General features: G+C 44.4%; 2 tRNA genes and 1 rRNA gene. All 3 read right to left on the bottom strand.

Annotated elements, in window-relative coordinates:
- Positions 1 to 111, bottom strand: a 23S ribosomal RNA gene (locus L4C36_RS23875); the annotation flags it as partial.
- A 283-nt stretch (positions 112 to 394) separates the two neighbouring features.
- Positions 395 to 470: transfer RNA gene (locus tag L4C36_RS23870), tRNA-Ala, on the bottom strand.
- A gap of 44 nt (positions 471 to 514) precedes the next feature.
- Positions 515 to 591 (bottom strand) — tRNA-Ile (locus tag L4C36_RS23865).
- Positions 592 to 658 lie beyond the last annotated feature (67 nt).

Raw genomic sequence — 658 nt, 5'->3', positions numbered from 1 at the left:
TCCCAGACTCAAGTGGCTTTTACTGCCTAATCTGGGCTTATCGCAAGTTAATACGTCCTTCATCGCCTCTGACTGCCAAGGCATCCACCGTGTACGCTTAGTCACTTAACCATACAACCCCAAGAGGTCTGTATGTTCAAACAACCAAGGTTCGTCACCTATCTTCGATCAARAAAGATAAGGACATTGGTTTTTCGCCGGACTCGATACAAGACACTTGAATGTGTATTGCTTGAGAACTCGTTTTTATCGCTCTTTATATAAAGAGATAATAAAAACTATTAGTGTGATCTTTCGATCACTTACTAGTCAGCTTTCCAAATTGTTAAAGAACATKGTGTTTATCGTTAGATATCCACTTTCTAATCACACTCTTGCGAATGTCTTTAGAGAGTGGTGGAGCTATGCGGGATCGAACCGCAGACCTCCTGCGTGCAAGGCAGGCGCTCTCCCAGCTGAGCTATAACCCCAACGATTAAAAAGACTGTACCATCACTTCCTCTGGGAGAGAAAGTGGTGGGTCTGAGTGGACTTGAACCACCGACCTCACCCTTATCAGGGGTGCGCTCTAACCACCTGAGCTACAGACCCAAGTCTTTTTACGTTCTTACATTTTAACCAAGCAATCTGTGTGGATTAACCAAGCAATCTGTGTGGA

Source organism: Photobacterium japonica (genome assembly GCF_050337005.1).
GTDB classification, from domain to species: Bacteria; Pseudomonadota; Gammaproteobacteria; order Enterobacterales; family Vibrionaceae; genus Photobacterium; species Photobacterium japonica.
This window is presented reverse-complemented; position numbering and strand designations above follow the sequence as displayed.